The organism is Bacillus sp. RAR_M1_44 (genome assembly GCF_020165935.1).
Taxonomy (GTDB): Bacteria; Bacillota; Bacilli; order Bacillales; family Bacillaceae; genus Bacillus; species Bacillus altitudinis.
Window position 1 is genome coordinate 1,552,958 of sequence record NZ_JAIUKX010000001.1, and the last position, 23,394, is coordinate 1,576,351.

Annotated in this window: 28 protein-coding genes; 2 read left to right on the plus strand and 26 right to left on the minus strand. The window is 41.8% G+C overall.

Annotated features, from left to right (window positions below; genetic code table 11):
* Positions 1 to 219: 219 nt before the first annotated feature.
* The 4 genes from spoIID to LCD34_RS08330 all read right to left on the minus strand — a co-directional run bounded on the left by spoIID (position 220) and on the right by LCD34_RS08330 (position 3,932).
* Complete coding sequence (spoIID, locus tag LCD34_RS08315; RefSeq protein WP_008343381.1) at positions 220 to 1,242, minus strand: stage II sporulation protein D; 1,023 nt, start codon at positions 1,240 to 1,242, stop codon at positions 220 to 222.
* Positions 1,243 to 1,498: 256 nt separating this feature from the next.
* Positions 1,499 to 2,806 carry a UDP-N-acetylglucosamine 1-carboxyvinyltransferase gene (murA, locus tag LCD34_RS08320; RefSeq protein WP_007497616.1) on the minus strand — a complete coding sequence of 436 codons (1,308 nt, stop codon included), beginning with the start codon at positions 2,804 to 2,806 and terminating at the stop codon, positions 1,499 to 1,501.
* A 32-nt stretch (positions 2,807 to 2,838) separates the two neighbouring features.
* The gene (locus tag LCD34_RS08325) at positions 2,839 to 3,573 is read right to left on the minus strand and encodes a YwmB family TATA-box binding protein (protein ID WP_224558782.1); all 735 of its coding nucleotides are present in this window, start codon (positions 3,571 to 3,573) and stop codon (positions 2,839 to 2,841) included.
* Positions 3,574 to 3,701: 128 nt separating this feature from the next.
* Positions 3,702 to 3,932 carry a DUF1146 family protein gene (locus tag LCD34_RS08330; RefSeq protein WP_008343389.1) on the minus strand — a complete coding sequence of 77 codons (231 nt, stop codon included), beginning with the start codon at positions 3,930 to 3,932 and terminating at the stop codon, positions 3,702 to 3,704.
* Positions 3,933 to 4,102: 170 nt separating this feature from the next.
* On the opposite strand from LCD34_RS08330, the gene LCD34_RS08335 reads away from it, so the two are divergent.
* On the plus strand, positions 4,103 to 4,570 hold the full coding sequence (locus tag LCD34_RS08335; RefSeq protein WP_008343391.1) for a hypothetical protein: 468 nt from the start codon (positions 4,103 to 4,105) through the stop codon (positions 4,568 to 4,570).
* Positions 4,571 to 4,618: 48 nt separating this feature from the next.
* Here the strand turns inward: LCD34_RS08335 and LCD34_RS08340 are convergent, their stop codons facing one another.
* The 21 genes from LCD34_RS08340 to prfA form a co-directional block, all read right to left on the minus strand.
* Complete coding sequence (locus LCD34_RS08340) at positions 4,619 to 5,014, minus strand: F0F1 ATP synthase subunit epsilon (protein WP_008343393.1); 396 nt, start codon at positions 5,012 to 5,014, stop codon at positions 4,619 to 4,621.
* A 24-nt stretch (positions 5,015 to 5,038) separates the two neighbouring features.
* Complete coding sequence (gene atpD / locus LCD34_RS08345; RefSeq protein WP_008343395.1) at positions 5,039 to 6,460, minus strand: F0F1 ATP synthase subunit beta; 1,422 nt, start codon at positions 6,458 to 6,460, stop codon at positions 5,039 to 5,041.
* A 24-nt stretch (positions 6,461 to 6,484) separates the two neighbouring features.
* Positions 6,485 to 7,351: a F0F1 ATP synthase subunit gamma gene (locus LCD34_RS08350; RefSeq protein WP_224558783.1), complete on the minus strand. Its 867-nt coding sequence runs from the start codon at positions 7,349 to 7,351 to the stop codon at positions 6,485 to 6,487.
* Positions 7,352 to 7,439: 88 nt separating this feature from the next.
* On the minus strand, positions 7,440 to 8,948 hold the full coding sequence (gene atpA, locus LCD34_RS08355) for a F0F1 ATP synthase subunit alpha (protein ID WP_008343398.1): 1,509 nt from the start codon (positions 8,946 to 8,948) through the stop codon (positions 7,440 to 7,442).
* Positions 8,949 to 8,964: 16 nt separating this feature from the next.
* Entirely contained in the window at positions 8,965 to 9,510 is a 546-nt protein-coding gene (locus LCD34_RS08360; RefSeq protein WP_007497632.1) for a F0F1 ATP synthase subunit delta, read from the minus strand.
* Positions 9,507 to 10,019, minus strand: coding sequence for a F0F1 ATP synthase subunit B (gene atpF, locus LCD34_RS08365; protein WP_007497634.1), 513 nt, complete (start codon positions 10,017 to 10,019; stop codon positions 9,507 to 9,509). The genes LCD34_RS08360 and atpF overlap by 4 nt, the downstream gene beginning before the upstream one ends.
* A 120-nt stretch (positions 10,020 to 10,139) precedes the next feature.
* Complete coding sequence (atpE, locus tag LCD34_RS08370; RefSeq protein WP_003214968.1) at positions 10,140 to 10,352, minus strand: F0F1 ATP synthase subunit C; 213 nt, start codon at positions 10,350 to 10,352, stop codon at positions 10,140 to 10,142.
* Between the two features lie 48 nt (positions 10,353 to 10,400).
* Positions 10,401 to 11,135, minus strand: a complete 735-nt coding sequence (gene atpB / locus LCD34_RS08375; RefSeq protein ID WP_007497637.1) for a F0F1 ATP synthase subunit A — start codon at positions 11,133 to 11,135, stop codon at positions 10,401 to 10,403.
* A gap of 7 nt (positions 11,136 to 11,142) precedes the next feature.
* Complete coding sequence (locus tag LCD34_RS08380; RefSeq protein WP_007497639.1) at positions 11,143 to 11,526, minus strand: ATP synthase subunit I; 384 nt, start codon at positions 11,524 to 11,526, stop codon at positions 11,143 to 11,145.
* A 499-nt stretch (positions 11,527 to 12,025) separates the two neighbouring features.
* Positions 12,026 to 12,655: a uracil phosphoribosyltransferase gene (upp, locus tag LCD34_RS08385; protein ID WP_003214553.1), complete on the minus strand. Its 630-nt coding sequence runs from the start codon at positions 12,653 to 12,655 to the stop codon at positions 12,026 to 12,028.
* Positions 12,656 to 12,802: 147 nt separating this feature from the next.
* The gene (glyA, locus tag LCD34_RS08390; protein ID WP_024718755.1) at positions 12,803 to 14,050 is read right to left on the minus strand and encodes a serine hydroxymethyltransferase; all 1,248 of its coding nucleotides are present in this window, start codon (positions 14,048 to 14,050) and stop codon (positions 12,803 to 12,805) included.
* A gap of 177 nt (positions 14,051 to 14,227) precedes the next feature.
* Positions 14,228 to 14,767, minus strand: a complete 540-nt coding sequence (locus tag LCD34_RS08395) for a TIGR01440 family protein (RefSeq protein WP_041091410.1) — start codon at positions 14,765 to 14,767, stop codon at positions 14,228 to 14,230.
* A 12-nt stretch (positions 14,768 to 14,779) separates the two neighbouring features.
* Entirely contained in the window at positions 14,780 to 15,229 is a 450-nt protein-coding gene (rpiB, locus tag LCD34_RS08400; RefSeq protein WP_003214714.1) for a ribose 5-phosphate isomerase B, read from the minus strand.
* A gap of 141 nt (positions 15,230 to 15,370) precedes the next feature.
* Positions 15,371 to 15,829: a low molecular weight protein arginine phosphatase gene (locus LCD34_RS08405; RefSeq protein WP_046526722.1), complete on the minus strand. Its 459-nt coding sequence runs from the start codon at positions 15,827 to 15,829 to the stop codon at positions 15,371 to 15,373.
* A gap of 63 nt (positions 15,830 to 15,892) precedes the next feature.
* Entirely contained in the window at positions 15,893 to 16,447 is a 555-nt protein-coding gene (locus tag LCD34_RS08410; protein WP_076821259.1) for a manganese efflux pump MntP family protein, read from the minus strand.
* A 60-nt stretch (positions 16,448 to 16,507) separates the two neighbouring features.
* Positions 16,508 to 17,560, minus strand: coding sequence for an L-threonylcarbamoyladenylate synthase (locus LCD34_RS08415; protein ID WP_144609999.1), 1,053 nt, complete (start codon positions 17,558 to 17,560; stop codon positions 16,508 to 16,510).
* Between the two features lie 161 nt (positions 17,561 to 17,721).
* Entirely contained in the window at positions 17,722 to 18,165 is a 444-nt protein-coding gene (locus LCD34_RS08420) for a GNAT family N-acetyltransferase (RefSeq protein WP_007497650.1), read from the minus strand.
* A gap of 63 nt (positions 18,166 to 18,228) precedes the next feature.
* Positions 18,229 to 18,879 carry a stage II sporulation protein R gene (spoIIR, locus tag LCD34_RS08425; RefSeq protein ID WP_224558784.1) on the minus strand — a complete coding sequence of 217 codons (651 nt, stop codon included), beginning with the start codon at positions 18,877 to 18,879 and terminating at the stop codon, positions 18,229 to 18,231.
* A gap of 157 nt (positions 18,880 to 19,036) precedes the next feature.
* Positions 19,037 to 19,516, minus strand: coding sequence for a hypothetical protein (locus tag LCD34_RS08430; protein WP_263490767.1), 480 nt, complete (start codon positions 19,514 to 19,516; stop codon positions 19,037 to 19,039).
* Positions 19,517 to 19,653: 137 nt separating this feature from the next.
* On the minus strand, positions 19,654 to 20,541 hold the full coding sequence (gene prmC, locus LCD34_RS08435) for a peptide chain release factor N(5)-glutamine methyltransferase (RefSeq protein WP_224558786.1): 888 nt from the start codon (positions 20,539 to 20,541) through the stop codon (positions 19,654 to 19,656).
* On the minus strand, positions 20,531 to 21,598 hold the full coding sequence (prfA, locus tag LCD34_RS08440) for a peptide chain release factor 1 (protein WP_008343422.1): 1,068 nt from the start codon (positions 21,596 to 21,598) through the stop codon (positions 20,531 to 20,533). The genes prmC and prfA overlap by 11 nt, the downstream gene beginning before the upstream one ends.
* 210 nt (positions 21,599 to 21,808) lie before the next feature.
* Here prfA and racA point away from each other — a divergent pair, with 210 nt between their 5' ends.
* Complete coding sequence (racA, locus tag LCD34_RS08445) at positions 21,809 to 22,360, plus strand: chromosome-anchoring protein RacA (RefSeq protein ID WP_048001108.1); 552 nt, start codon at positions 21,809 to 21,811, stop codon at positions 22,358 to 22,360.
* A gap of 35 nt (positions 22,361 to 22,395) precedes the next feature.
* Here racA and LCD34_RS08450 read toward each other — a convergent pair whose 3' ends face one another.
* Positions 22,396 to 23,352: an AEC family transporter gene (locus tag LCD34_RS08450; protein ID WP_007497662.1), complete on the minus strand. Its 957-nt coding sequence runs from the start codon at positions 23,350 to 23,352 to the stop codon at positions 22,396 to 22,398.
* Between the last annotated feature and the right edge of the window lie 42 nt (positions 23,353 to 23,394).

Sequence of the window (23,394 nt, forward strand, 5' to 3'; positions counted from 1 at the left end):
CTAAAATTCTGTCAGATGTCTAGATATTTTCACCTAAAGACTCTTTTGTCACCCTCGTTTTCTCATTCTTTCGAGGGGCTTTGTATCGGCCATCGGTTCTTGTCGGGATGTAAATGTTTAAGATTTCCTGAGGTGCGTCTTAAGTCGCAATTTGTCACATTCTGTTCAAACCTCTTCACACATAAAAAAAGATGCCCCCATTTTGAGGCACCTTTGCTTTTATTTCTTAGCCATATATGTGTTCAGAAAGCGATCAGCTGATTCAATTTTTATCCCTTGATAATAATGTTTCACGATCGCCTCTACTTTTTTACCTGACTGTGCCATATAATGTGCACCATACTGACTCATGCCCACACCATGGCCATACCCTTTTGTTGTAATCACGATTTGCTGACCCTTTCGTTCCCATGTAAAGTCCGCAGAGTGCAATCCTAGTGATTCGCGAATGTCTCTACCCGACAATGTTTTTCCGTTAATGACGGCTTTGGCTACTTGATTGCCTGGTGTACGTTCTACAATTTCTCCCACCTGCTGCTGGCCAAGGGTCACACCCAGTTTTTGCTGAAATTCGCTCACTGTGATGGTTTTCTTGTTTTGGAATTTGGGTGATTTTTCGTCCCATTTGCTTGAGACGCTTTTCAAATAAGGGATTTCATTTTTCCAATAAGCTTCTGCATTTTCGGTTTTCCCATTACTTGTTGAAAAGAAGGAAGCATCAATTGGTTTTTCGTCATACGTCAGTACTTTCCCTTGTGTACTGGCGACAGCTTCTGTGACCTTTTTTAATTTCCAATTGTACGCTTTTCCCCAAATTTTCTTCAGTTCCTGTTTATTTTTGTACACTTGGAACATTTGAGTGTCATCTACAAGAGAACCTTGTGGAGATTTGACGGTTTTATCAATGATCATTTGTCTGACGATATACGTTCTAGCGGCGAGTGCCTGTGCCTTGAGCGCCTCAATTTCAAAATCGGCTGGCATTTCAGAAGCGACGACACCGATCACATACTCTTCTAAGGGGATGTTTTCTACCTGCTGATGCGCTGAACGGTAGACGGGAATGGAGACGGGTGATTGTTTCAATTTGACTGAACCTTTCACTTCTTTTTTAACTGATGGTTCTGCTGCTACGTGTTGGCTGGCCGCTGGTTTTCCTTGGAACGTCGGCAACACGAGTAAGGTTGGAATCATTAAAATGATGATGCAAATTCCTGCGATTGTCCATATCATTGGTTTCATATTGGCTGCCCCCATTTGTCATTGAATCTCTTTTATCCTATGGGCAAGGACAAGCTAATATGACAGCTTCTTTCATTCATTGGACAAGTCTTTTGGTGATATGTTTGTGCTCTTCATCATTTGATTTACTGTTCGTCTTTATGAATAAAATTTAAAATGATTGGATACACTAATGATAAGCTTTTGAAAATGCAACCAGTCTATGATTCTAAAAAAAATCAGCATGCCCAAATGGACACACTGATTTCTTTTATCATTACGCGTTCAGATCTGATACAACTTGTTCTTGTGTCACATCTGCTGATTCATCATTTACTCTTTCAATGTCTGCACCGATTGCTGCTAGTTTTTGGTGGAAGTTCACATATCCACGGTCAATATGCTTCAATTCAGTGACACGTGTATGACCTTCTGCCACTAATCCAGCAAGTACAAGTGCTGCTCCTGCTCTTAAATCAGTCGCTGCCACTTCAGCACCTTGAAGTTGAACAGGTCCATTGATTATCACAGAGCGACCCTCAATTTTAATATCGCCATTCATGCGGCGGAATTCTTCAGCATGCATAAAACGATTTTCAAACACAGTTTCTGTGATCATGCTTGTTCCGTTCGCACGAAGCAATAGCGCCATCATCTGAGATTGCATATCCGTTGGGAACCCAGGATGCGGCATTGTTTTTAGATCGATTGGCTTGAGCTCAGATGGTCCAATGACTCTTAAACCTTCTTCTTCTTCAATGATCTGAATACCCATTTCTTCCATTTTTGCCACAAGTGAAGTCATGTGCTCAGGCACAGCGCCTTTTACAAGAACATTTCCTTCAGTAATAGCTGCTGCCACCATAAACGTACCAGCTTCAATTCGGTCAGGGATGATGTTGTGTTTTGCACCGTGAAGTGTTTCTACACCTTCGATTTTGATTGTACCAGTTCCAGCCCCGCGAACCTTACCGCCCATGGCATTGATGTAGTTTGCCAAATCAACAATTTCAGGTTCTTTTGCTACGTTTTCTAAAATCGTCGTTCCTTCAGCCAATGCTGCTGCCATGATGATGTTTTCAGTTGCCCCTACACTTGGGAAATCCAAATAGATTTTTGCACCTTTTAAACGGCCATTTACTTCAGCCTCGATGAAACCATTACCTACTTGAATTTTAGCTCCCATTGCTTCAAAGCCTTTTAAATGCTGATCAATTGGTCTTGAACCAATCGCACAACCACCAGGTAATGCAACTCTTGCATGACCTGTTCTAGCTAAAAGTGGTCCCATGACGAGCACAGATGCTCTCATTTTACGGACGTACTCAAACGGAGCCTCAGTTTCTAGTGCATGAGATGCATCTACTGATACTTCGTTATTTTCAAAATGTACTTCTGCTCCTAAATGACGTAACACTTCATTGATTGTATATACATCGGAGAGCGTAGGTACATCACAAATTACGCTTTTTTCTGTACTTGCTAACAAAGATGCAGCGATAACTGGTAAAACGGCATTTTTTGCGCCTTCTACTTTAACTGTGCCGTTTAACTTTTGACCGCCGCGGACGATGATTTTTTCCAAGGTCTTCCCCTCCGCGTCCCAAATTCTCTATATTAATATTCAGTCATTACGATTGGTGTGCCAACCGTAATCGTATGATTTTCGTTCATTTCCGAACTTCTGATGGCAATTTGAACATTCATTTTATCATTTGAAGTCATAATGAACTGTTCCCACTTCTCTGTGTAAGCGGAAAGCGACACAAAATTAGACTCAACGAGATACTCAACTGGTTTTGCTTGAAATTCATTTGCTATCATTTCAGCTTTTTTTTGCAAAACAACATCCATCATACCATTTACATGACCATCGAGACAAGTAAAAATCACAAATTTTTCTTGTAATATGCTTTTTGCATGACGTACGAACTGATCATATGTATGCTCCCAGGTATTCAGTGGGCGAGCACCTTTTTGCTCATATAATAAATACGACTTTTGGTTTGATTTTGTGTCGGTCTTCACGAGTAAAATTTTCGATAATGTATCATTTTTTTCATCTTTGTAAATTCCTGTGACTTTGGTGACATGTTTCTCTTTTTTTTCGGTCCACTCATACTGTCGTAGTTCGTCTTTCAAACGTTTCACTTTTTTTGAAAATTGTTCGGATGAAATGTCTATATTTGTTTTGGCATGAAGCGTCCATCCACTTACTTCGATTTGCTGGTTTTTCATACCTTCTGCTATTTGGGCGAGCGTGGATGTTTCTTCCGCCCGAACACCTTGAATCATCAGAACAAAAAAAAGAATAAATGCAAATAATGGCCAACCTTTTAAATATTTTCTCACTTGTCATTCCCCCTTGCTACAAGTGTTGCCGCAAGGAGATCAATGCATACGTGGAAAAGTCATCAAAGGCCATATTTTTGACACTTCTTTTTACGTTCCCGCAGAAGGCAGTGACCAAACCTTTTATGTTAAAACATATAAGGGATTTGTCTGGAGAAATTTAAATAATCAAGGAAGAAATTGCTGACTGCCGATGCAATAGCAATCGTGAGCAGCATCATGAGCAATCTAGCTTGAATAATTTTTCCTTTTTTAATCAGTGGATCAATATTCACCGCAAGCAATGCCCACCATGTAATGGCGATAAAAAATAGGTGGATCACAATACTGACAATTGCTTGTTGTCCTACGTCTTCCATACACTTGAATCCTCCTTTTATTGATTTCTGTAAAGGAAAACTCCCTTTCATTATATCCTCCAAAATCGGAAAGATGAATCATTTGGAAAAAAGAGCTACATTTAGAGTGAATCCCCTCTTATTCTGATGCGAAGGAGATGATATACTGCGGTGGAAGGAGCTGATCATATTTGAAAGATTCTTTTCCTGACTTTGTTGATTTGTACGGAGAACTGGTTCCCTCATTTGAACATGAATGGGAAGCCATTGCTTTCTACTTTGATTATAGACAGACACAGCTAGAAGAATTAGCACAATTGTGTCATTTTCATAACATTTCTTTGGATTACTCAGAGGAAAGCCTTTATCAGTTAGAGTCATTATACTTCGATGCCTTCCGTCAGCAGCTTTTTGCTGAGTGGAAAATGCCTATTGATGCATTGGAAGCGATGTTGAGTGTGTACATGGGAGAGGTTGTCATCAAGCATCATTCAGATGCTGATTGGGTCGTGCGGCCTTATATGGACTCTTCGCATCAATATACCCTTGGCTTGCGCCGAAACAATAAAACGTGGCATAGTACGCATTTTTGCGAGCATTTATATCTTGAAAAGCAAGCATCTCATCCGTATGTGTCGATGTATCAGTCTCTCATGTAATCCTTAAAAAAATCCTTCTTATCGCAATGATAAGAAGGATTTTCTGTTTTATTTCCCTGCTACATTTAAACGGTTTAATGCCCGTTTTAATGCGAGTTCCGCCCTGCGTACATCACTTTCATTCGGGTGGTTCAAATGCTCTTCAGCACGCTGTTTCGCTGACTTTGCACGATCGACATCAACTTTGTCTGATGTTTCAGCAGCCTGAGCAAGAATGGTTACTTTTTCGGGGCGAACTTCAACAAATCCACCGCTTACTGCAACCAATTCAGTTGATCCACTATGTTTTAAGCGAACTGCACCGATTTTTAGCGGAGCAACCATTGGAACGTGGCCAGCTAAAATTCCAAGCTCACCGCTTTCTGCTCTTACACTGACCATTTCCACATCCGCTTCATACACTGGGCCGTCGGGAGTAACGATATTGACTTGAACGGTCTTCATGCTTTTACCCTCCTAAGGACCAGATTAGGCCTCTACACCCATCTCTTTGGCTTTTTCAACCACTTCTTCAATGCGACCGACTAAGCGGAATGCATCTTCTGGAAGGTGATCGTATTTACCAGATAAGATTTCCTTGAAGCCTTTAACAGTTTCTTGCAATGGCACATAAGAACCTTTTTGGCCAGTGAACTGTTCTGCTACGTGGAAGTTTTGAGATAGGAAGAATTGAACACGACGTGCTCTGTGTACCACAAGCTTATCGTCCTCAGATAATTCATCCATACCTAAAATGGCAATGATATCTTGCAATTCTTTATAACGTTGCAATGTTTGCTGAACTTCACGCGCGATCGCATAATGCTCTTCGCCAACAATCTCAGGTGCAAGGGCACGAGATGTTGAAGCAAGTGGATCTACCGCTGGGTAAATCCCCATCTCTGTCAACTTACGCTCAAGGTTTGTCGTTGCATCAAGGTGAGCGAACGTTGTAGCTGGAGCTGGATCTGTATAGTCATCCGCAGGTACATAGATCGCTTGAATCGATGTAACCGATCCTACGTTTGTAGACGTGATACGCTCTTGAAGCTGACCCATTTCTGTTGCAAGAGTTGGCTGATAACCTACCGCTGAAGGCATACGTCCAAGAAGGGCTGATACTTCAGAACCTGCTTGTGTAAAACGATAGATGTTATCGATGAAGAACAATACGTCTTGACCTTGTTCATCACGGAAATGCTCTGCCATTGTCAAACCAGTTAGAGCTACACGCATACGTGCACCTGGTGGCTCGTTCATTTGGCCGAAGACCATCGCTGTTTTTTCGATAACGCCAGAATCTTTCATTTCGTAGTAAAGGTCATTTCCTTCACGTGTACGCTCTCCAACACCAGCGAATACAGAAATACCGCCGTGTTCTTGTGCGATGTTGTTGATCAATTCTTGAATCAGAACGGTTTTACCAACACCGGCTCCACCGAATAGACCGATCTTTCCACCTTTGATGTAAGGAGCAAGAAGGTCAACAACTTTGATACCTGTTTCAAGAATTTCAACTTCTGTAGAAAGTTGATCAAAAGAAGGCGCTTGTCTGTGGATTGGGTCTCTTTGCGCTTCCACACCAAGTGGCTCATCTAAGTCAATGTTATCTCCCAGTACGTTGAATACACGTCCAAGTGTTACGTTACCAACTGGTACTGAAATTGGTTTTCCAAGGTCTACAGCTTCCATACCGCGCTTCACACCGTCTGTTGATGCCATTGCGATGGTTCTCACTGTATCATCACCTAAATGTAGTGCTACTTCTAAAGTTAAGTCGATATCAACTTCACTTTCGCTTTCCGCTTTATGCGAAACTTTGATCGCATTATAAATCTCAGGCAAGTGACCGTCTTCAAAACGAACGTCTACGACTGGTCCCATGATCTGACTGATGCGTCCTGTTTTCATTGCATTCCCTCCTGACAATTATTTCTATTCTAAGGCAGCTGCTCCGCCGACAATTTCTGTAATCTCTTGTGTAATCGCTGCTTGACGAGCACGGTTGTAAGAGAGTGTCAGGCTGTCGATCAATTCTTTTGCGTTGTCTGTTGCACTCTTCATTGCTGTCATCCTTGCAGCATGTTCACTTGCTTTGCTGTCAAGAAGCGCACCGAAAATCAAACTCTCTGCATATTGAGGAAGGAGAACTTCAAGAATTTCTTCTTCAGAAGGCTCAAACTCATAAGATGCGGAACGTTTATTTGGTGTCGCTGCGGCCGAAAGGTCCGTTAGCGGCAATAATTTTTTCTCTGTTACTTCTTGTGAAATGGCACTGACGAAATGGTTATAGAACATGTGAAGCTCATCAAACGCTTCATCAGAGAACATTTGCACTGTACTGCTTGCTAATTCTTTAATATCAGCAAACGCTACTTCGTCTCCAAGCCCTGTTACTTCAGAAATAACTGGAATACCACGCTTTTTGAAGAAGTCGCGTCCGATTTTACCAATCACAATCACCGCATATTCATCAGCAGATTGATGACGAGATTGAATGGCTTGGTAAGCGGCACGTAAAATCGAGCTGTTAAAAGGTCCTGCAAGTCCTCGATCAGATGTAATGACGAGATACCCTGTTTTCTTAACAGGTCTTGAAAGAAGCATTGGGTGCTTAGCACTTGTTCCAGTTGCGATTGCCGCAACGACTTCTTGGATTTTCTCCATGTATGGAACAAAGGACTTCGCATTATTTTCAGCACGATTCAGTTTCGCAGCTGATACCATTTGCATCGCTTTTGTGATCTGACTCGATTTTTTTGTTGACGTGATCCTTGACTTAATATCGCGTAATGAGGCCAAAGATTTCACCACCTTTTTTCAGGAATCCGTGTTCATTTACGTGAAAAGAGAGAAAAAGAGAATCTTTTTCTCTCGGAAAGATTACTAATTAGTTGCTTGGTGCAAACGTACGTTTAAAGCCTTCGATCGCTGCTTTCCACTCTTCATCAGCAGGCATGTTTCCTGTTTGAGAGATTGTGTCAAACAAGTCTTTATGGTTTTCTTCAATGTACATGAATAACTCAGCTTCAAAGCGTTTGACATCAGCAATCGCTACATCATCTAAGTATCCTCTTGTCAGTGCATAAAGAATCGCTACTTGTTTTTCAACTTTCAGCGGTTTGTTCAAGTCTTGTTTTAAGACTTCAACTGTTCTAGCACCACGGTTTAATTTGGCTTGAGTCGCTTGGTCTAGATCAGATCCAAACTGAGCGAATGCTTCAAGCTCACGATAAGAAGCAAGATCCAAACGAAGTGTACCTGCTACCTTTTTCATCGCTTTGATTTGTGCAGAACCACCTACACGAGATACAGACAATCCTGCGTTTACCGCTGGACGTACGCCTGAGAAGAAGAGGTCAGATTGTAAGAAGATCTGTCCATCTGTGATTGAGATAACGTTTGTTGGGATATATGCAGAGATATCACCAGCTTGCGTTTCTACGAAAGGCAATGCTGTGATAGAACCGCCACCCTTTTCATCACTAAGCTTCGCTGCACGCTCTAATAAACGAGAGTGAAGATAGAAAACATCACCAGGGAATGCTTCACGGCCTGGAGGACGACGAAGCAATAATGAAAGCTCACGGTAAGCTGCCGCTTGTTTAGAAAGGTCATCATACACAACAAGCACATGCTTGCCGTTATACATGAATTCCTCACCCATCGTTACACCTGCATAAGGAGCAAGGTAAAGAAGTGGAGCTGGCTGTGATGCAGAAGCTGTGACAACGATTGTGTAGTCAAGCGCACCATGCTTACGAAGTGTTTCAACAACACCACGAACAGTTGATTCTTTTTGTCCGATCGCTACATAGATACAGATCATGTCTTGATCTTTTTGGTTCAGGATCGTATCAATTGCAACAGATGTTTTACCTGTTTGACGGTCCCCAATGATCAATTCACGCTGTCCGCGTCCGATTGGAATCAAGGCATCAATTGCTTTAATTCCCGTTTGAAGCGGCTCATGTACCGATTTACGATCCATAACGCCTGGTGCTTCACTTTCGATTGGACGTGTTTTGCTTGTTAAAATTGGACCTAGTCCATCAACAGGCTGACCAAGTGGGTTCACAATACGTCCGATTAACTCTTCTCCTACTGGAACCTCCATGATACGACCTGTACGTTTTACGTCGTCACCTTCACGGATATCTTTGTAAGGTCCTAAGATTACGATACCTACGTTAGACTCCTCAAGGTTTTGAGCCATACCCATTACACCGTTAGAGAACTCAACAAGCTCTCCTGCCATAATGTTGTCAAGGCCATGTACACGCGCGATACCGTCCCCTACTTGAATGACTGTACCGACATCTTTTACTTCAATTTCAGATTGATAGTTTTGGATTTGCTGCTTTATCAGCGCGCTAATCTCTTCAGCTTTGATACTCACTAAGGTTTCACCCCTTCTAACGATTTTCGCCTGCAAGCTGACGTTCAATGCGGGAAAGCTTTCCGCTGACACTGCCGTCATAAATGCGGTTTCCGATACGGATTTTCACTCCGCCTATTAGATCCTTGTCAATCACGTTTTCAACACGTAGTGATGTGACTCCGGCTTTTTTGGCAAATACTTCAGATAAAGATTGAATTTCAGCTCCGCTGAGCGGTTTAACTGAATACACGATCGCATCGTCTATTTGTTTCGTACGGTTTGCAAGTTTCACAAACTCAGACGCCATTTCAGGAAAAATATTCGTGCGTCCGCGGTCAATCAGTAAATACATTGTGTGCAAAACATATGTCGAAACACCTTTGAAAGCTTCTGCAATCAGATGTTTCTTTTTGTCTGCCGTAATCTTCGGATGAACAAGAAAGTCATTTAATTCTTGGTCAGCCTTGAGAACTTTTTTGATCTCATTCAGCTCTTTTTCAGTTTCGTCTACTGCCGAAGAAGCAAGAACGATGTCAAAAAGAGCAGAAGCGTAACGCTTAGAGACAATAGTCACGCTCATCGGCTTTCGCCTGCCTCTTTAAGATACTCTTGGATCAATTTCTCTTGTGCTTGCTCATCAAGTTCTTTTTCAATCACTTTAGAAGCAATTAATACAGATAGTGATGCAACTTGCTCGCGCAGTGCAGCCACAGCTTGTTCTTTTTCTTTCACGATTTCAGTTCTAGCAGACTCTTTCAAGCGTTCTGATTCTTGACGTGCTGCTTGAATGATGTCTTCTTTTTGTTTCTCACCAATCTTTTTCGCATTTTCGATGAGTGTATGTGATTCTTCGCGTGCTTCTTTCAATAAGACACGTTGTTCTTCAAGAAGCTTTTCAGCTTGAACGTGCTTTTCTTCAGCACTTGAAATTTCATTTCCTATATAATCTTCACGCTGTTTCATAATCCCTAATAAAGGCTTAAGCGCAAATTTCTTTAAAAGTGCAAGCAGGATGAGCATAGCGATCAACTGGAATATGATATCTCCGGTATTTAGACCTGCTCCTAAAACTACTGGTAACTGAGACATTTAGTACGGCAACTCCCTTCTTTAAATAATATGTTAAGAAACAAAACATAAAGGAATGGCGAAGTTTCGAACTAATCTGATCTTCGCCATTAAAATTCATATTAGAACGCTTCTCACATATTAACCAAAGAATGCCAAGAATGCGATAACGACAGCGATAATTGGAAGTGCCTCAACTAAAGCTACCCCGATGAACATAAGAGTTCTTAGTTCTCTACCAGCTTCTGGCTGACGAGCGATTCCTTCAACTGTTTTAGATACGATTAGACCGTTACCAATACCTGCTCCTAGTGCTCCTAAACCGATTGCAATTGCTGCTGCTATTAAATTCATTAAAAAGCTCCTCCTTTAAAATAACGTCCTTTTTGGACTCTCAATTTTTTAGTGTTCGTCGCTGACTTTATGGGAGATATACACCATTGTCAGCATGGTGAAAATAAATGCCTGGATAGTTCCGACAAACAAACTGAATGCCTGCCATACAATCATCGGCACGATGGCACCTAATGTACCAATGATACCTAGTGCAAGGTTTTGCGAATAGAAATTAGTCGCAAGTCCTGCAAGTAAACCAAGAAGAATCTCTCCAGCGAAAATATTTCCATAAAGACGCAAACCAAGTGTTAATGTGTTTGCAAATTCTTCAATAATTTTCAGCGGTACTAAGAGTGGGATTGGTCTAAAGTAGTCTTTTGTATATTCCTTGACTCCTTTTGCTTTAACACCATAGTAGTGTGTCAATCCCATGACCATAACCGCTAGTGTCATTGTGATTGCAGGATCAGCAGTTGGTGATTTCCACCATAAGTTGTGATCGACCGTAATCGAGAATGGCAGTCCAAGCATGTTTGAAACAAATATGTACATGAGTAATGTAACGCCAAGCGCTAGAAATGGGGCTCCTGTTTTCATGTCCATCGAACTACCTATGATATTTCGAACAAAATCAACAATCCATTCCATGAAGTTCTGCGCCTTTGTCGGACGAATAGCCAGAACACGAGTAGTCAGCACCGCTATGAGAAGAACGATGATACTAGCAATCGTAATCATGAGAACATTGGATAAGTTGAACGTTAACCCTAAAAATTCTGTAGTTTTTGAACTGTGACCCAAAGAGTATTCACCTCTCTTCCATAGTAGAACGTTTAAGTTGAATGAAGGAATCTATCATAATGACAGGATATATTGTCATTAATCCTATAACAACACCTGCCAGATGAACTTCGTTAGGGTAACGCCAAGCAATCGCTACTGCGAGAATTGCGTTGGCCCACCTGGCTGTACTTCCCATTGAACGAATAGATTTTCCTTTTTTAACTGCTCGATCAAAAGCATGCATTCTCCGAATAAGCAGGAATAAATTAAAGAAAGCAAAAATTGTGCCGATAATGAAACCAAGAAACAGTGGTTTAAAACCAGGCATGGCATAGCCAAACACAAAAATTGCCAATAAATAGAACATATATTTACTCTGTCTGCGGAAAATGACGTTTGGATCGTTCATTCATCTGACTCCCGATGAAAAATATTGTAAAAAAGGGTGATAAATGGTGATGAAAACTGCGTAGAAGACGCTTATGATAAGCCGTCCTGTTTGAAAAAAATCAATCACCCATCGGTCTAATTGTGCAATCAGACTTGAAATCTTTAGATCTATGGGATTCTGCTTCATTCGCTGATACAAACCCTGATTATTAAAGGGTTCACAATGAGGATTAGTAGAGTGCTATAGGCTATGAAAACCTTACCATAATACCCTCGTTTAGCATACAATAGCGTCTATGATGTGTCAATCCGTTGAAAGTTAAAAAACTTTTCTATAATGAGAGAGCACACAAAATGTTCACAATTTCATCAAACTTTAGGAGAGTTGTGACATTCATTCAAAAAAACTGCTAATGTTCAGTATACATTGATTTTTCTAAGAACGATATCAACCGTTTGTCATATTTTTCAAAAAAGCCCACATGCACGTTTGCATGTGGGCTTTTCGTGAATCATTCTTATTTTGTTCCATACATACGGTCACCAGCATCACCAAGACCTGGGATGATGTAACCTTTTTCGTTTAACTTCTCATCTAATGCCGCAATGTAGATATCAACATCTGGATGATGTTTTTGCATTTCTTCTACACCTTCTGGCGCAGCAATCAGACACATGAAGCGGATGTTTTTCGCACCGCGTTTTTTCAAGCTGTTTAATGCTTCTACTGCTGATCCGCCCGTTGCAAGCATTGGGTCTACTACGATAAATTCACGCTCTTCCACATCAGATGGAAGCTTCACATAATATTCAACAGGCTTTAATGTCTTCGGATCACGGTATAAACCGACATGTCCCACTTTGGCAGCTGGAATGAGTTTCAAAATCCCGTCTACCATTCCAAGACCTGCTCTTAAAATCGGCACAACTCCGAGTTTTTTACCTGAGATCACGTTTGATTTAGCGACTTGTACAGGTGTTTCTACATCTACCTCTTCAAGCGGTAAATCTCTTGTGATTTCAAATGCCATTAATGTTGCGACTTCATCCACTAGCTCTCTAAATTCTTTTGTTCCTGTATGAACGTCACGAATATATGTAAGTTTGTGCTGAATAAGCGGGTGATCAAATACATAAACCTTTGCCATTGCTTGCTACAACTCCTTTTCTGTCATCTTCCGGTGAACTTTGCACACTTCCTACAATTCTACATAAAAAGACATCATCTTTCAATATGATTCGCAAATCCTACAAAAAAAACCCACATGCCAAAAATAGGCAAATGGGTCTACATCTTAATAATCTAATTCTTGATATAGAGGGAAACGAGCTGTCAGATCAGATACACGCTTTTTCGCCTCTTCTAATTTCGCTTCATCTTCATGATGTTTTAGAGCAAGCGCAATGATGGAACCGACTTCTTTCATCGCTTCTTGATCGAAGCCACGGCTTGTCACTGCTGCTGTACCTACACGTACACCACTTGTAACAAATGGTTTCTCTGGATCATATGGAATTGCATTTTTATTCACCGTGATACCAATTTCATCAAGAACGTTTTCTGCAATTTTTCCTGTAATACCAAGAGAGCGCAAGTCGATGAGAACAAGATGGTTATCTGTTCCACCAGATACAAGCTGAATATCCTCAGATAAAAGTGTTTCAGCTAGTTGTTTTGCGTTATCAATCACGTTTTGTGCATATGTTTTGAAATCTCCGTTCAATACTTCACCGAAAGAAACAGCTTTTGCAGAGATCACATGCATGAGTGGTCCACCTTGAATACCAGGGAAGATCGATTTGTCGATCTTTTTACCAAACTCTTCACGGCATAGAATCATTCCGCCGCGAGGTCCGCGCAATGTTTTGTGAGTTGTCGTTGTCACAAAATCAGCGTAAGGAACAGGATTTGGATGAAGACCTGCTGCAACAAGACCCGCGATGTGAGCCATGTCCACCATAAAGTAAGCACCGACTTCATCGGCAATTTCACGGAACTTTTTGAAATCAATTTGACGTGGGTAAGCACTTGCACCCGCTACGATTAGTTTCGGCTTATGCTCACGTGCTTTTTCAAGTACATCTTGGTAGTCGATATGTTGTGTTTCTTTATCTACACCGTATTCTACAAAGTTGTACTGTACGCCGCTAAAGTTTACAGGGCTTCCATGTGTTAAATGCCCGCCATGTGATAAGTTCATGCCTAGCACTGTATCGCCATGCTCAAGGATTGTAAAGTATACGGCCATATTCGCTTGAGCTCCTGAGTGAGGCTGTACGTTCACATACTCAGCGCCAAAAATTTCTTTTGCGCGGTCACGTGCGATATCTTCTACAACGTCTACATGTTCACAGCCGCCATAGTAGCGTTTACCAGGGTAACCTTCTGCATATTTGTTTGTTAAGACAGAGCCCTGCGCTTCCATGACTGCTTCGCTTACGAAGTTTTCTGATGCAATTAATTCGATTTTGTCCTGCTGGCGTTTCCGCTCTAGTTGAATTGCTTTGAATACTTGTGCGTCTTGCTCAGGTAAATGTTTCATCAGCGAAATCCTCTCCAATCTATTTCCATTCGATGTTTTCACCATCTCATTGTACACGGTTTTTGAGTAAAATGTAAAAGTTTTTTTTGGAAAATCGACTTCTTTTTTATGAAAACCCGAATATTCAAAGGGTGAAGCGTCTTCATCATTCAACATTATATTAGAAATATATCCGAACTATGATCTTGTATAAACGGCTCGTTCTCCGCCAATCAGCTTTGGACGAGTTTTTGCAAACGTCACATGTGCTTGTCCTAATTGATGACGGCTGAGACGGACAGGTACGGCTACCCGCTTTAAGTGCATGCCGATGAATGTATCACCGATATCAATCCCTGCATGTGCTGAAATGGATTCAACCAGCACAGGGTGTTCCATTTGCTGATACGCATGAGCCGCCATAGAACCACCCGCCTGACGGACAGGTACAGCCGCTACAATCTCTAAGTTAAGCCGGTAAGCCACCTCTTCTTCCACAACGAGGGCACGATTCAAATGCTCGCAGCATTGGAAGGCCAATTCAATTCCTGTCTCGCGTCTCAGTTGATCGAGCTCTTGATAAATAGCTTCAGCAATTTGCTCACTTCCCGCTGTCCCAATGTGCTCGCCAGCCACTTCTGACGTACTGCAGCCAATCACTAAAATGTGGCCAGCTCGCAGTTCAACTGTTTGATGAAACTCTTTTAACATCTCAAGCCAATCTTGACCAATGTTCATGTTAAGCGCTCCTTACAGGTGCTTTTCTTCGTAATCAGCGATTTTACCAATCCGCACAGCATGACGTCCTGCAGTAAATTCTGTTGTCAGCCAAATGTGAGCAATCTCTCTTGCCAATCCTGGTCCAATGACTCGTTCTCCCATCGCAAGAACATTTGTATCGTTATGTTCTCTCGTCGCCTTTGCACTGAATGTATCATGCGCCAGTGCACAGCGGATGCCTTTCACTTTGTTTGCTGAAATGCTCATACCGATACCTGTCCCGCAAATCAAAATGCCGCGATCGACTTCTCCGTTTGCCACCATATTGGCTACAGGAAAAGCATAGTCAGGGTAGTCTACAGAACCTGATCCACATTCACAACCCATATCAATGTATTCAATCTTTAATTCATCCATTAGTTGTTTGATTTCTTCACGAATATTCGTTCCGCCGTGATCGGATGCAATGGCTACTTTCATCGGGCAATTCCTCCTAAGGGTGAGTTAATCTGTCATGTCTTACATTCATTTTTTATTTACAGTTATATTTTAACCTCTGCCTAGTCATTTGCAAACAAAAGCAGAAAAACCGTTTGCGCAACGGTTTTACAGGTTGTCCATTTATGAGGATTGGTGATCCTGTTTAAGTTTTTTAGCAAGTTGATACAATAGCGTTTCTAGTTCATCTCGTGTCTCCTGATAAATGGAGAGACTCCCTCCAAATGGATCCGACACGTCACCTTCTGATCCTGTCGCAAATTCTTTTAGAGTGAAGACCTTGTCTTTCACATGAGCATATTGCTCCACAATCAACTGTTTATGCTGAATCGTCATGGTGAAGACATAATCTGCTTCATGAAGAAGTTCTTCTGTTAGTTTAGACGACGAGTGATTGAGTGGAATGCTTTTCTCAAATAATGCTTCGACTGCTTGAGGAGAAGCCTTCCCTGCATCAGAGGCGAAGATGCCCGCTGATTTTACAGTGACCTGTAAGCCTTTTTCATCTGCAATGGAGGAAAAAAGGGCTTGAGCCATCGGACTTCTGCAAGTATTTCCCGTACAAACAAATAAGATATTCATCTTTCGACCTCCTTTTCTTCTATTATATAGCATTTCATTCTACATGTTATGTAAGGAGACTGGCTAGAGCGGAAATAATAATTTGATTCCAAAGGCTAGTAAAATCAATCCGCCAAGCGCCCCGCTGTATGAACCTACCCATGACCGAACCTGTTTACCGAGTAATAATCCAAGCCATGTGAGCATCATACTAAAAAAACCAAACAATAAAATGGTCATCAACACCCGAGAACCGTAAATCCCCAGGCTTAAGCCAACGGAAAAACTATCTAAACTCACACTTGTTGCAAAAAGAACGAGACCGGCCCCAACAGGTGCGATAAATGGCTTATCTTCTTTTCGGATAGAAGCGATGATCATTTGCAGACCCAGCACCAAAAGCAGCGCCCCGCCAATATAGGTTGCTAGGAGCCCAAGCCAGCCAGATAAAAGCTGACCTGTCAGCATGCCAAAAAGAGGCATAAACATATGAAATATCCCAATGACAAGTCCAATATAAAGGATCTGGCGGAGTCTCAGCTGAATCATCCCCATGCCGAGTCCAACCGAAAAGGCATCCATTCCAAGTGCAAAAGCCATGATACTGAGTGTCAGCAATTCGCCAGCTAGTTCATTCATGTAAATCCCCCTTGGACACGCATTCTCCTTTAACCTATGTTTGTCCAAGAGAGGTTAGAACTATTTGAATGAAGAGAGGGTACGCCCTCCTGCCGCTTTTTGCAGACGGTTCATGATCGCAGAACCAACTCCCTGCTCTGAGAAGGCTTCTGAAATGATCAAGTCTACATCCGTTTCGTCAAATTGTCTTAGCACACGATATAAGTTTGCCGCAACCGTTTCAGGCTTTTCTCTCCATCCACAGCTAAAGATAACATCTGCCGCAAACCATTCCTTCTTTTCTTCTGTCGTCAGCACACCTACTTTTAGCCCTTCAGCTCGGTACTTCTGAATGTGCAGCTGCATGTCTTCATCACTTCCATGAAATATATACATTTGTGCTTCAGGTGCATAATGTGTGTATTTCATTCCCGGCGATACTGGCGCCTCATCCTTTTTCGTCAGCCCTGGATCCATGTTGACCGTTCCTACGACCTCTTCTAACGCTTCTTTTGTAATACCGCCCGGCCTTAAGATCACTGGAATCTCGTCTATACAGGATACAACCGTTGACTCCACGCCAATACCTGTTGAACCACCATCGACAATGCCAGCAATTTTCCCATCAAGATCACTCGCGACATGATCCGCAAGTGTCGGCGACGGTTTTCCCGAACGGTTGGCACTAGGCGCGGCAATTGGCAGACCAGCTGCTCGGATGAGTTCAAGCGCAACAGGATGATCAGGCATTCTTACGCCTACTGTCGTTAAACCTGCCGTCACCTGCTTTGATAATGTGCCCGGCTTACAAGGTAGAACAATGGTGAGAGCGCCTGGCCAAAAGGCATCCATCAGCGCTGTTACTTTTTCATTTTCTATTTGCGCAAATTCATGAAGCTGTTGAACGTCCGCAATGTGAACAATCAACGGATTATCACTTGGGCGTCCTTTCGCTTCATAAATTTTCTTCACAGCCTCTGTCTCTTTTGCATTTGCCCCTAGTCCATAAACCGTTTCTGTCGGAAAAGCGACCACTTCATTCTGTCGCAACAACAGAGCTGCTTGTTCAATTTGTGGATAGTATGTGGATAAATCCTTTTTAAAATCCACAGACCACCTTTTTGTATTTAACATCATACAAACTCCTTTTAAAAAAGATAAAACTGTTGATATATCTCAATTATCCTTTTGAAAGTATAAAAGATGATGCTAAATAAAACAAGCGTTGTCCACAATTTGTGGATAACGCTTGTTTTACAGTGGATAAGTATGTGAATAAGTCCGGTGTTTTGTGATTAACTCGCTGTTTTTTGCAGCACAACCGCCTGCTCTTTTCCCAATGACTCTTTTGCATGCGCAGATACCCACACACTTTCTGGGATTTCCTCTATAGGCGTAAAGCCCATCAGCGCTAAAAAATCATGCGAAGAGGAGTGATTGGCTACAACATAAAAGGTGTCCACACCTTGTTTTTCCCCTAGCGTTTGAACACTTTGGAACAGAGAAACGATATGCCCCTGGCCGAGTTTATCTGATATCACAAGTGATCTTAGCAATCCTTCTTGTTCATTTAGTCGTTCAAGACCTAAACAGCCTGCAAGCTCACCGTCTGCATCTTCCATGACCACAAATGACGTACGCTCTGCAATCGTCACCCCGCCTTTTGCTTGGCCTTTTTCAAGAAAAGCATTAATAGCCGGGGCATCTTCTTCTGTCGCTATTCTTAATTGATAATACATGCTTTCACCTCTTTTTGTTCTCTTACTTCAACTCTATGAGGCAAAAACAGATTTAGACCTTTTTTAAGAGAAAAGACTAGAGACCCATTCGAACAGAAAGAATTTCACTTCACCCGTCTCTTCTTCTTTTACCACTTCATTGACAGATTCATTTGATTGCTCTGCGGCTACCTGCTCTTTATCATCTCCTTCTGGTGAGGCGATCGCTTCTCCGTTTGAAAAATCGATAAAGCAGAGAGGTGGGAATAACACACACCACCAATTGGCTCCGTCTCCTTCCCCTAACGTAATCAAAATGGCTTCATATTTCCCAGCAGGATAAACAAAGTTGCCATAAAGCTTTGTTGGAAATGAGGCTTTTTGAAAGCTGACCGATACGGATTGATCAATGTGTTGTTCCTTTAATTTTGCTTTGGCGATACGATTGATGTCTGGAAGCTTTGAACGAATCACACGTCTAGCTTCTTCAATGGATGTGAGGTCTTTCACCCACTCCGTTATATTGGCATTGACCTCATCTCGAATACTTCGTTTCACATCTTGATCTGCCGACCGGTCACTGTTGGCTAAAATGCGTAAACGAATGGCTTCATCTGGAATCACAATAGGCTGATTGGCAGATGCAGCTGCCGTCTCCTCTTTTCCAAGGTTTGCAAAAGCACCACATAATAATAGAAACATATAAAGACAAATCATCATTTTACTTTTGAACATGATGTGTTCCCCCCACTTTTTCTCTTCGCTAAAAACATTGTGTCCAGGAAACGCATCTCGTAAACAGCAAAAATGATTTTTTTAATAGATTATGAGGTCAGCCTCTTTATGAGGGGAGCGAATCAACATTTCTCCTGCACGCAAAAAGCCGTTCAACTTATGAACGGCTTTTTAGTGAGGATTGGTAATCGGAAGGGTACAATCTCCCATCCCAATCTCGGCTGATTCTTAAACCCGAATCTGTTTTGATGACTGTCATTGCGCCTTTTTTCTCGATTTCCTTTTTGACCTTTCCTTTATGGTCAATAAATTGAATGATCATTTCATAGTCAAATTCAATACTGTCATCGCTTTCATCTGAAGGTGTAAACGTAATTTTTTTCAGTTTAATTTGACAATCTTGATCTTTTGCTGCTTCTAATACACTTGGAAACATGCTGTCTTGTGTATATTCTTGATATTCATGCTCGGTTAAATAATCCTTCAACTTCTCCTTCATGTCAGATAGGTCATCCGTTCGATTCACTGTGTATTGTGCTTTTTTATAGTTTTCCCCAAATGCTGCTGCTTCTTTTTTAAAGCTCGGTTTACCGCAAGCACTCACAATCAATAGTACACTGACGATGACCAACACCATCGCATACCTTCTGTTCACACCATTCGCTCCTTCAAAACAAATTTATGTAAAAAATCATGATCAGAATGTTCATTCTTCTATATATACGTTTCCCTTTTACCATAAGTTTCATCTTTACATAATAAAATAGTCCGACTTTATTCAGCCGGACTTCCGTTTTGAATGTGTGCGCAAACTGCTCGATCCTTTCCGTTGATGTCCTTGATGATATGAACATCAGCTGAAGGGAACGCCTGCAAAAGAAGCGCTTTTACATCTTGTGCTTGTGTATGTCCTATTTCAAAGACAACCACTGCTTGCTGATGAAGTACCTTGTGGAGATCACAGGCGATACGCTCATAAAACCACAGGCCATCACGCCCATCTGTCAGCGCATTAACAGGTTCATGCTTTGTGACAACCTCTGATAATCCATCCATTTCTTCTGCCGCAATATAAGGCGGATTGGAAATAAACACATCGACTTTGATGCCTTGAGCCATAATCGGTTCAAGTAAATCCCCTTGGACAAAATGAACGTCTGCACCAAGCGCTTCTTGATTTCGCTTTGCGACTTCAAGTGCGTCACGTGAAATATCCGTCGCTGTCACAGTGAGAGATTCTTTTTCAAGAGCTAACGTAATCGCAATTGCACCGCTACCTGTTCCTACATCAACTGCTTTGAGCGGTTGATCATCAGGAAACACACGATTCATCATATTCAATGCCGCCAGCACCACTTCCTCCGTTTCAGGACGAGGAATCAGAACGTGTTTGTTTACCTCAAAAGGACGCCCATAAAAAAATTCAACACCCGTTAAATGCTGCACAGGCACTCCACGCTTGTGCTGTGCTACGAACTCGCTGAATTGTGAATCTTGCTCCTCTGGCAGTGGATCATGAAAACGGGCAAGAAGTTCACTTCTGCTCCATCCAAGCACATGCATCAACATTAACTCTGCTGCGTTTTGGTCTCTGCCCGCTTCCGTTAACAAAGAAGAAGCCCATTTAAGGGCTTCAAAGATCGTTCGCTCTTTATTTTGCATTTTGAAGTTTTCTTGCTTGGTCTTCCATAATTAATGCATCAATGACCTCGTCAAGTTTTCCTTCTAAAATTTGATCAAGCTTTTGAATCGTCAATCCGATACGGTGGTCCGTCACGCGGTTTTGCGGGAAATTGTACGTACGGATACGCTCTGAACGATCCCCTGTTCCAACAGCAGATTTACGGGTTTGATCATATTCAGCTTGTGCTTCACGCTGGAATTTATCATAAATTCTCGCACGCAAAACTTTCATCGCTTTTTCTTTGTTTTTGATTTGTGATTTCTCATCCTGACAGGAAACCACTACACCGGTTGGAAGGTGAGTCAAACGAACAGCAGACATTGTGGTATTAACACTTTGTCCCCCTGGTCCGCTTGATGCGAATGTATCCACACGAATATCTTTTTCGTGGATATCAATTTCAACTTCCTCAGCCTCTGGTAATACAGCAACTGTCGCTGTTGATGTATGAATACGGCCGCCTGACTCAGTTTCAGGAACACGCTGCACGCGGTGTGCACCGTTTTCAAACTTTAGTTTAGAATATGCACCTTTACCGCTAATCATAAAGATGATCTCCTTATAACCGCCAGTTCCAGTGACACTCGCTTCCATGACTTCCGTTTTCCAGCCTTGCATTTCAGCATAACGGCTGTACATACGGTACAGGTTTCCTGCAAACAGCGCAGCCTCTTCTCCGCCCGCTGCACCACGAACCTCCACAATAACGTTCTTATCGTCATTCGGATCTTTCGGGATGAGTAAGATTTTCAGCTCGTCTTCTAAACGTTCTGTTTCCTCTGTGAGCTCTGAAATTTCTTCTTTGACCATGTCGCGCATATCGGCATCGAGCTTATCTTCCAGCATGGCTTTCGCATCACTTAGCTGATCATATGCCGCACGATATTGTCTATATACCTCAACAGTTTCTTGAATATCAGATTGTTCCTTCGAATATTCACGAAGCTTCTTAGGGTCGTTCACCACTTCAGGGTCACTTAAATATTCATTTAGCTTTTCATAGCGTTCTTCAATTGATTTTAAACGGTCTAACATGGTCTTCACCTCTGTTTTGTGCGTAACAGTCTAATTATAGTATAGCGGGGTATGACAGTCAAAAAAATTTCCAAAACAATTGATTTTCTGCAATTTTTCACTAGAAAACACGATCTTTGGCGATTGGTTACTTGTTTTGTCTAACGTGAAGGAACGGATGCTCACGAAAGAGAATGGTACTTGTAATTGAAAAAAGGGAGGGCATTTGGTTTGAATACAAATGAGGTTGCAAAGGAAATTGGTGTATCTTCAAAAACCATTCAGCGCTGGGTCAAACAGCTCAACATCCCTGTCGCCCGGAATGAACTAGGACATTATGAATTTCATGATGACATTGTCCAGCTGCTCAAAGAGGTCCAACACCAAATGAACGAAGGTGTGATTCTCCATGACATTAGACTGCCGATCCATGAAGAAACCGCCCAGCAATTATCACCTACTGTAGAAACTTCTGACTCATCAAAACGGATAGAAGCCTTAGAAAAACAAATGAAACAGCTCCTTCAAGAGCAATCACACGTCAGTCATATTGAAGCGCGTTTTCAAGAAATGGAACGGAAACTCGCTAAGAAAGCAGATGAAGGCGTTTCCTACCAGCTCCTCCAGCACAGAAGAGAAATTGAAGAATTAACTGCAAAATTAGAACGCCTCACAGCCACATTGACAAAACCAAAACCATCAAAAGAAGAAGAAAAGGAAAAGGCACACCCCGAAATGAAAAAAAAGCGTGCACTCTTCCCTCTGTTTCATTCATTTCGCTAAGAAAGGCTGCCTAACGAGGCAGCCTTTCTACTATATTATACGGTAAGTGCAATAATGATTGGTAATGTAATGAGTGACATGATCGCACTGATCACAAATGCGGATGCTGTTTCTGCTTCCTGTTTCTCAAATCGAGTGGCGATCATGGCCGCAACAGCTGAACCTGGGAAGGCAACAAGTAATACAGCTTTTGTAATTTCATCCGCCGAAAGACCCATAAGAATGGCGATGAAATACATAAGTAACGGTTGTACAGCTACTTTGAGCAATGCGATACTGAAAGCTGGTAAGCTCAGTTTAATCTTGCGGATACCGACTGTGACACCGACTGCAAAGAGCGCAACCCCTGATGTCACACTTCCAATTTCCTCTAGCATTTCATGTCCGATTTCAGGAAGTTTAAATCCTAAAAGAACAAGAATGATACTTGCTAACGGTGCAAGCGCAAGCGGCTCTGATAAGCCGTGTAAAATCGCTTTCGTCGTCATTTTTAGGAAACTTTCGCCGTCTTTGGCTTTTCCTTTTGTTTTTTCACCGACAGTTGACACAATAATAGCAATTGGATCAAGCAATGCATTTACAACTATTCCGGTAATAGCAATCGGAATTGCAACTTCTTGAGCCCCAAATAAACTGCCCAAGACCGGAATCCCCATAAATGCAAAGGTCGGTTGTGCTGAGTTTAATGAGAAAACAGATGAATCTGTTAAATCATATTTAAAAGCAAATTTCGTAACTAAAAGGATAATGATATAAAAGCCTACGATTCCGAGAATCAATGCAACGAAAAATGGAATTTGACTATAGAATTTATCTTTTGGTGTTGACAGAATGCTGGCGATAAAGTGCGCTGGCAAAGCATACTTTGTAACAAGTGTACTTACACCTTTTGCAGATTTAGCGTCATAGCTGCCGAAGTTCCCTGCGAACCAACCCAGCGCGATAACGAAAAAAATCGGTGCTAGGAGGATCAAAATATTTAAAAAGTCCATCTTACTATTCCTCCTTGAATCCTTTACATGTTTCTTATTTTA